This is a genomic window from Actinosynnema sp. NPDC023658, assembly GCF_040639995.1.
Classification (GTDB): Bacteria; Actinomycetota; Actinomycetes; order Mycobacteriales; family Pseudonocardiaceae; genus Actinosynnema.
In genome coordinates, this window is the sequence record NZ_JBFAAX010001511.1 from 1 (window position 1) to 1025 (window position 1025).

Consider the following 1025-nt stretch of genomic DNA (forward strand, 5'->3'; position numbering starts at 1 on the left):
CTGTCCGGCAGGGTCGTCGCCGCGACCGGCCCGCTGGCACAGGGCCGCGCCCCCGACGTCGAGCGGCTCGTCGCGGACGCCGCCGGAGCCACCGCCACCGGTCCCGGCGTGCTGCTCGGCCCGCCCGCCGACCACGTCCAGCGCACCTACGCCCACGCGCGGATCACGCCGTCGAGCAGCCCCGACGGCCTGGACCTGGCCGTGGTCGCGGTCGCTGTCGGCCCGCTGCACAGCGGCTCCGCCGGCACCTCGGGGAACATCCCCACCGCGCTCCTGGCGCTGTTGGCCGTCGTCGGGTTCGTGGTCGTGCGCCGCGTCGTCACCGGCCCCGTCCTCGCCGCCCGCGCCGACCTGCTCTCGCTGGCCTCCGGAAACCTGGACACCACCCCCCGCCCCGCCCGGACCGCCGAGGTGGCGCACGTCGTCGCCGCGGCCACCCTCTGCCGCAACCGGCTGACCGACGGCGGCGACGTCGAGCCGGTCACCGGCCGCCGGGTCACCGCCCGCGCCACCTGCGGGGTGCTCGCCCTCTCGATCTTCTGCTGGTCCGCCGGGGTGCTCGTGGCCTTCGGCCCGGTCGACGTCGACATCCCCGCCGGCGTCGTCGCCGGTGTCCGCGCCCAGACCGCCAAGGCCACCGACGCCCTGCGCCGCAGCATGAACGACGGACTGGCGGACCTGTCCGCCCTCGCCGCCGGCGCGGCCTCGCCGGATGCCCTGCGGCCGGCGCTCGAGCAGGCGATGACCGACCAGACCCGCTACCGCAGCGTCTACGTGGTGGACCGCTCCGGCCGGGCCGGCGACCCGGTCGGCCGCCCGCCGCTGCGCATCGGTGAACCCCCGGCCACCGCGGCGGGCCTGCGCCAGCAGAACCAGGCGGGCCGCGTGCCGGTGATCTTCGCCGAGGTGCCGCTGGCGGACGGGTCCACGCTGGTCGGGGAGTTCGACCTGGAGCACTTGGGCGGCCTGCTGGGCCACGTGCCCGGCCACGCGCGCCTGGTCGACGGCGATTTCCGCACGATCAG

1 protein-coding gene is annotated in these 1025 nt (G+C 77.5%); it reads left to right on the forward strand.

Features of this window, described 5'->3' with window-relative positions:
* Positions 1-1025, forward strand: a 1025-nt coding sequence (locus AB0G02_RS42175) for a hypothetical protein (protein WP_360806788.1), incomplete at both ends; no start/stop codon positions are given.